Here is a 7475-nt window from a genome sequence, read left to right as displayed (position 1 = left end):
TCCCGGAGCCTTCCCAGGAGGCCGTCGCCGCCGCCCCGCGCGACGTGGTGGTCGCCGACCGCGCGTACCCGGGGCTCAGCGGCTTCGGGCCGATCGTCGCGCCGTTCGTCGAGGCGGCGGCGGGAAGGCTCCGGGAGGCGCTGGCGGAGGCAGGGGTGGACGGCCCGACGCCAGGCGGTTCGGCAGACGGCGCGCTCGCGGCAGACGGCCTCTCCTCCGTCCTGGCGGACTTCCGGCGGCAGTTGGCCCGGCGGCTGGCCCGGATCGCGGCGCGCACGCTCGTCACCGAGCTGCACGAGGCCAGGCGGCTGGGCCGGTTGAGCGGTGCGGGGCCCGAGGAGCGCTTCCGGGACTTCGTGGCGTCGACCGGCCGCCGTGCTGGGCTCGACCGGCTCGTCACCGGCTATCCCGTCCTTGCCCGCCTCCTCGCGACGGCCTGCCTCAACACCGCCGACGCCTTCGCGGAGCTGATGGCGCGCCTCGCCGCCGACCGGGATCTGCTGGCCCCGGCGGGGGTGTTCGGAGACCGGGGCGGAGCGTTCGGCACCTCCACGGAGCCGGGGACGCTCACCGGGGTCGAGGCCGGTGCGGGCGACAGCCATCGCGGTGGCCGGTCCGTGATGCTCCTGCGGTTCGCCGACGGCACCCGCCTCGTGTACAAGCCGCGCCCCCTCGCGGCGCACCGGAACTTCAACTCCCTCGCCGAGTGGTTCGGTTCGCTACCGGGCGCCCCCGACCTGCGGGTGCTGCGCGTCCTGGACCGGGGGGACTACGGCTGGGCCGAGTTCGTCGAGGAGCGGCCCTGCGCGTCGGAGGCGGAGACCCGGCAGTTCTACCGGCGCCAGGGTGCGCTGCTGGCCCTGCTGCACGCGCTGGACGGTACGGATCTGCACCACGAGAACCTGATCGCCTGCGGCCCGCACCCGGTGCTCGTCGATGTGGAGACCCTGTTCCACCCGCCGCTGGGGCCCGCCCGGTCCGCCGATCCGGCCGCCCGGGCCCTGCACGACTCCGTCCACCGGGTGGGCCTGCTCCCCCAGTTGCTCGTCGGGGACACGACCGCGCTCGACATGTCCGCCATCGGCGGCGGCCGGGCCGCCTCGTCCCCCATCGAGACCGCCGACTGGGCGGAGGCCGGGACCGACCGCATGAGGCTGGTGCGGCGGGCGGGCCGGTTCACCGAGTCCGCCAACCGTCCCCGGCTCGGCACCGAGGCCGCCGACCCTTCCACGTACACCGAAGCCCTCTGTGACGGGTTCCGCGCCGGGTACACCGCGATCCACGATCACCGCGACGACCTCCTCTCCGCAGAAGGGCCGATGTGGCGGTTCGCCAGGGACGAGGTGCGGGTCGTCCCCCGCCCCACCTGGACCTACACGACGCTGCTGGACGAGTCGACCCACCCCGATCTGATGCGGGACGCCGCCGAACGGCACCGGGTGCTGTCCCTGCTGCGCACCCCGCTCCTGGGCGTGCCCGCGCTGTCCGGCGTGGAGGACGAGGAGATCGCGGAGCTGTGGTGCGGCGACGTGCCGGTGTTCGCCACCCGGCCGGGCTCCACTGAGCTGTGGAGCGGCACCGGCCGTACGGTCCCGGAGCCGGCGCCCGACCCCTCCGCGTCCGACGCCGCCTCCACCGGGCTGGCGCGCGTCGAGGCGAAGGTGCGCGCGATGGACACCGTCGACCGCCAGGACCAGGAACGGATCATCCGGACCGCCATGGTGAGCACATCGCCCCGGCCGCCGCACCGGCCAGGACCGGGCGGCCGGGCGCCGAGCGCGGCGATCGCGCCGGAGCCCGAGCAACTGCTGTCCGCAGCCCGGTCGGTGGGAGACCGGCTCGTCTCCCTCGCCTACCGGCACGAGGGCCGCACCAACTGGATCGGGCTGGAACTCCTCGGCGAGCGCTACTGGCGGCTCACGCCGATGGCGGCGGACCTCGCCGGCGGCTACACCGGACCCGCACTCTTCCTGGCCCAACTGGCCGCGCTCACCGGCGTATCCCGGTACGCGGAGGCGGCCCGCGAAGCGCTCGCTCCCGTCCCGGGGCTGCTGGACGCCCTGCACGGGCGGGCCGACGAGCTCGGGGCCCTGGGCTCCGGCGCCTACGCGGGCCTCGGCGGCATCGCGTACGCGCTGACCGAGGTGGGCACGCTGCTGGGCGACCCGGAGGTGCTGGACCTGGCCGGTCCGGCCGTCCGGCTGAGCTGTGCGGCCAACGCGGCCGAGGACGGGTACGGGGTGCGCGGCGGTGCGGCGGGCGGGCTGGTCTCGCTGCTCGCGGTGTACCACGCCACCGGCCGCCCGCAGGCCTGGTGGGGCGCCGTGCGCTGCGCCGACCGACTCGCCGCCGCCCCGGCCCCCGACACCGGAGGCTTCGCCGACGGGGCGGCCGGGATCGGCTGGGCGATGCTGCGCCTCGCCGGGGCGGGGGGCGACGCCCGCCACCGGAGCGCCGGTCTTGCGGCCCTGCGCCGGGCGACCGAACTGACGGACGCCGCGACGAACCACGGGCCCGCCTGGTGCGAGGGGGCGGCCGGGGTCGCGCTGGCGATCGCGGACAGCCCCGCCGCACGGGAGGACCCGGAGCTGTCCGGCTGGCTCGCGGCGCGCTCCGGCGAGCTGGCGGACATCGGTCCGCTCGCCGACGACAGCCTGTGCCACGGGGAGTCCGGACTGCTCGAACTCCTCGCCCACAGCGCCCTGCCCGCCCTCCTGCCCGACGTACGGGCCGCGTGGGTGCGCCGGGCCGGGACGCTGCTGGCCTCGGCGGACCGGGCGGGACCGCAGTGCGGGACGCCCGGTGGCGTACCGCACCCCGGGCTGCTCACCGGGCTCTCGGGCATCGGGCACGGGCTGCTGCGGGCGGGGTTCCCCGACCGGATCGGCTCCGCCCTGCTCCTGGCCCCCTCCCGCACCCCCTGACCCACTGGCACACCCGTACAGCAACCATCACCCAGCACCGATCAGCAGAGGATGAGGCAGAGATGAAGCAGTTCGGCGAATCGGCCCTGCAGGCGTCCGGCGACATCGCTCACGAGGGCACCCCGGAGCACCCGGCCGGGCAGATCTCCCTGGGGTCCACCGGAGGACTCGGTGCGCGCAGCAGACTCCTCAGCGCTTCGGAGGGCGAGAGCGGCTTCAGCCACGACCTGCCCTGGACCACCATGACCGCCCCGTGGTGACCAGATCCGGCCAAATCCAAGACAATTGAGCCGAATTGGCCCGCTGCCGTGGGAGTTGTCGCTCCAGTAATCTGCGGCCATGCGAGCCACTTCGCCGGTCATCGTCGGGCGGGACGAGGAGATCGGACTGCTGAGCAGCGCCCTGGACGCCGTGCAACGGCGTTCGGGGCGCGCGCTGTTCCTCCTCGGGGAGGCCGGTATCGGAAAGTCCCGGCTGGTGGGCGAGTGCGCCTACCGGGCCTACGGGCTCGGCATGCCGGTGCTGCGCGGCCGGGCCACCTCGACCGGACTCGTCGTGCCGTTCCGCCCGCTCGCCGAGGCGCTGGCGTCCCGGTTCCGGGCGGCCGGCACCCCGACCGATCCGGAGCTCGCGCCCTACCATCCGGCGCTGGCCCGGCTGGTCCCGGAGTGGCGCAGGGCCGGGTCGCCCGGTTACCCGGAGACGGTCGTGGAGCTGGCCGAGGCGCTGCTGCGGCTGCTGTCCGTCCTGGGCAGGGAGGCGGGCTGCACGATCCTGCTGGAGGATCTGCACGACTGCGACACGGAGACCGTCGCGGTCGTCGAGTACGTCATCGACAACCTCGCCGATCTGCCCATCCTGCTCCTCGGCACCCTGCGCCCCGAGCCGGGCGCCGCGCTGGACCTCGTACGCTCCGCGGAGCGCCGGCACGTCGCGACCGTCCGGGAGTTGGATCCGCTCCACGACGACCAGGTGCGGGCACTCACAGCTGCGTGTCTGGAGGCGGGGCCGCAGGAGATACCGGAGGCGGTGCACCGGCGGCTGGCCGGGCGCGCCGCGGGCAACCCGTATCTGCTGGAGGTGCTGCTGGCGGACCTCATCGACACCGGTCGGCTCCGGCGGACGGACGGCGCCTGGGAGGCGGTGGAGCAACCGGGCGGGTCCATCCCCTCTGACATCGTGCGCAGTTGGGCCCGGAGGCTGGAGCGTCTTGACGAGCCGGTGCGGGATCTCTTACTGGCGTCGGCCACGCTGGGAAGCCAGTTCTCGGTGACCGTGCTCCAGACCGTCACCGGATTCGAGGACCGGGCCCTGTTCACACATCTGCGGTCCGCCGTGGAAGCCGGGGTCATCGCCCCGGACGGCGCGGCCCCCGACCGCTACACCTTCCGGCACTCGCTCACCGCCGAGGCCCTGATCTCCTCCCTCGTCCCGGCCGAGCGCGCCTCGCTGGCCCGCCGTGCCGCCGCGGCCATCGAGCACTCCGGGGAGCCGCTGGACGAGGACGGGCGGCAGCTCGTGGCCTCGCTGCAACTGGCGGCGGGCGACCGAGCGGGGGCGGCCCGCCAGTTCGCGGAGGCCGGAAGACGGATGCTCGCTTCGGGAGCGCACGGCTCGGCCGTGGTGCTGCTGGAGCGGGCGCACCCCCTGGCCGCCGAGGCCGACCGGGCTGCCGTCGCCGAGTCGTTGGCGGTCGCCCGGGCCGAGGGCGGCGATCTGGACGGCGCACTGAAGCTGGCGGACGCGCTGCCGCCCGTTCCGGCGCGTTCCGAAGCCGCGGCCCGGCGCGGACAGATCCACATCGACCTCGCCTGGGCGGCGGTGATGGCGGAGCGCACCGCCGATGCCGCGCTCCAGGTCGAGTCGGCCCGCGTGCTCCTGGGCCCGACCCCGCCCCCGGGCCGCCGGGCCGCGCTCGTGGTGGTCGACGGCTATCTGGCCTTGCTCCCCGGGCTCCCGGGGACCGGGCGGCCGTACCGGGATCCGGTGGAGACCGAGCAGGCGGTCCAGAAGGCCGCCGAGACCGCCGAGGCCGAGGGGCTGCCCGTGGTGGCCTGCCAGGCCTGGCAGTTGCTGGCGCTGCTGCGGCGCGAGGAGGGGTTCGACGCGGCGGACGCCGCGCTGGAGCGGATGCTGTCGATCTCCACCGAACACGCCCTGCCCGTCTGGCGGGTGGAGGCGCTGGTGCGCCTCGGCGCGAACGCCTTCATGCGGACCGGGGACGCCTCCCGGCTCCTCTCCGCCCGGGCGGCGGCCACCGATCTGGGCGCGCTGCTGCTGACCCGTACGGTCGACGGACTGCTCGCGATGAACGCGGTGCTGTGCGCCCGGTGGGAGGAGGCGCAGGAGATCATCGACCGCTCGGCCGAGGCCAGTGCCCGGGTCGGCGATCTGTCGGCCCACCGCTATCTGCTGCTGGCCGGGGCGACGATGGCCGCGCACCGGGGGCGGCGGCGGGACATGGACCGGGCGCTGGCCGCGTTCCGGCGGGCCGGGGGCGAGCAGTCGCTGCTGGTGCCGCTCGGATCGGGGCTCTGCCGGGCGTTCGGGGCGCTGCTGGAGGAGGACCCCGAGCGGGCGGCGGCGGGCCTGGACGAGTCGCTGGCCTGGGAGTTGGACCACCCGAGCTACTACTACCTGAGCGGGCGGTACGGGCTGCGCCCGCTGCTGCGGGTCCTCGCGGGGCAGGCGGACCGGACGGAGCTGGAGGAGGCACGGGCGGCTCCCGGGGGCTGCCTCGCCTGGAACCGGCAGTTCCTGGACCTGGCCGACGCGGTGCTGCTGGGCCGGAAGGGGGACCCGGCCGGGGCGGCCCGGCTGATGGCGTCCTTCACGCAGCGCTCCGCCCCCTTCCCGGTCGCCCACCACCTGGGGCTGCGGCTGGTCGCGGACGCGGCCAGGGCGGACGGGTGGGGCGAGCCGGTGGCGTGGCTGCGGACCGCCGAGGAGTTCTTCTACGGGGCCGGGGTGCAGCCGGTCTCCGCCGCGTGCCGGGCGGCGCTGCGGCAGGCCGGGGCGAGCGTGGGCCAGCACCGGGGCGGCTGGGACCGGATCCCGTCGCCGCTGCGGACCAGCGGGGTGACGCCGCGCGAGTACGAGGTGTTCGTGCTGCTGCCCGAACGCCCCGGGAACCAGCAGATCGCCCGCCGGCTGTCGATCTCGCCCCGCACGGTGGAGAAGCACATGGCCAGCCTGCTGAACAAGACCGGCCGCGCGGACCGGGCGGCGCTGTGCGAGTTCGCCGCCGAGTGCGCGGCCGAGCCTGCCTGAGGGACGACGAGCAGGACGTACGCGTACCCGCGTCGCGGGCATGCGGGCATGGGGCCGGGCGCATGGGGGCCGCGGCGGGCAACATGGGGGTGCCGGGCGGTTTCGGTCGGGTGCCCGGGCGGAAAATGCGGGTGGGGCCCCGATGTACGGGGGTCCGGGCGGCAGCAGGATCGGTCGTGCGTACGGTCCAGTCCGCCGCCCGTCCCCCTCCCGGAGGCCCGCTGATGACCCGACCTCCCGTTCGTACCGGCGCCCCCGGTACCGCCGGTGCCGTGCACTTCTGCCTGCTCGGCCCCCTGACCGCCCGGCGGGACGGCCGTGAGCTGCCGCTCGGTCCGCGCAAGCAGCGACTGGTCCTCGCCACCCTGCTGGCCCGGCCCAACACCCCCGTACCGGTGGACGTGTTGACCGACGCGGTGTGGCCGGACGATCCGCCCCGCACCGCGCGCAAGAACCTCCAGGTGTACATCAGCGCCGCCCGTGCCCTGCTGGGCCCGGCCGGGGACGGCGGCACGGACCGGCTGGTGCACGGCTGCGGGGGCTATCTGCTGCGCATCGCCGAGGGCGAGCTGGACACCCTGCGCTTCGGGTCGCTGGCCCGGGCCGGGCGGGCGGCGGCCGAGCGGGGCGATCTGCCCGGCGCGGCCCGGCAGTTGCGCGAGGCGCTCGACCTGTGGGAGGGGCCGCCGCTGAACGATCTGCGGGACTCGGCCGGGGTGGCCGATGAGGCGGACCGTCTGGAGGCCCGTTGTCTCACGGTGTACGAGGACTGGGCCGAGGCCGAGATCGAGCTGGGCCGGGGCGGAGTCGCGGTGGACGGGCTGCGGGACCTGGTGGAGCGCCATCCGCTGCGAGAGCGGCTGCGGGCCGCCTGGATGAACTCCCTGCACCAGTCCGGCCGACAGGCCGAGGCGCTGGCGGTCTACGACGATTACCGGCAGCTGATGGCACGGGAGTTGGGCCTGGAGCCGAGTCCGGCGATGGCCGGGTTGTACCGGTCGATGCTCGGCCGGGGGCGTGAGGCGCGGCGGCCCGCCGCACGCCGGGAGACGCCGGCCCCCGTGGCGCTGCCCGCCGGCACGGGGGCGTTCACCGGCCGTCGGGAGGAACTCCGGGACCTGCTGGACGTGTTGGGCAGTGGTGAGGAGCGTGTGGTCGTCGTCTCGGGTCCGGGCGGGGCGGGGAAGTCGGCGTTGGCGGTCCGGGCGGCGCAGCTGCTCGCCGACCCGTTCCCCGACGGCCGCGTGCACGTCCGGGTGCGCGGCGAGGACGGCACGGCGC

4 protein-coding genes are annotated in these 7475 nt (G+C 75.7%); all 4 read left to right on the top strand.

Features of this window, described 5'->3' with window-relative positions:
* A partial coding sequence (locus tag D3105_RS30830; protein WP_118906194.1) for a type 2 lanthipeptide synthetase LanM family protein occupies positions 1–2924 on the top strand: 2924 nt, incomplete at its 5' end.
* A gap of 62 nt (positions 2925–2986) precedes the next feature.
* Positions 2987–3184: a hypothetical protein gene (locus tag D3105_RS30825; RefSeq protein ID WP_010056547.1), complete on the top strand. Its 198-nt coding sequence runs from the start codon at positions 2987–2989 to the stop codon at positions 3182–3184.
* 79 nt (positions 3185–3263) lie between these two features.
* Positions 3264–6194: a helix-turn-helix transcriptional regulator gene (locus D3105_RS30820; protein ID WP_118906193.1), complete on the top strand. Its 2931-nt coding sequence runs from the start codon at positions 3264–3266 to the stop codon at positions 6192–6194.
* 224 nt (positions 6195–6418) lie between these two features.
* The coding region (locus D3105_RS30815; protein WP_206272990.1) for an AfsR/SARP family transcriptional regulator at positions 6419–7475 on the top strand (1057 nt) is incomplete at its 3' end.

Origin of the sequence: Streptomyces globisporus (assembly GCF_003501885.1) — a bacterium.
Taxonomy (GTDB): domain Bacteria; phylum Actinomycetota; class Actinomycetes; order Streptomycetales; family Streptomycetaceae; genus Streptomyces; species Streptomyces globisporus_D.
The sequence above is the reverse complement of the archived record's forward strand: the minus strand, read 5'-3'. Positions and strand labels throughout refer to the sequence as shown.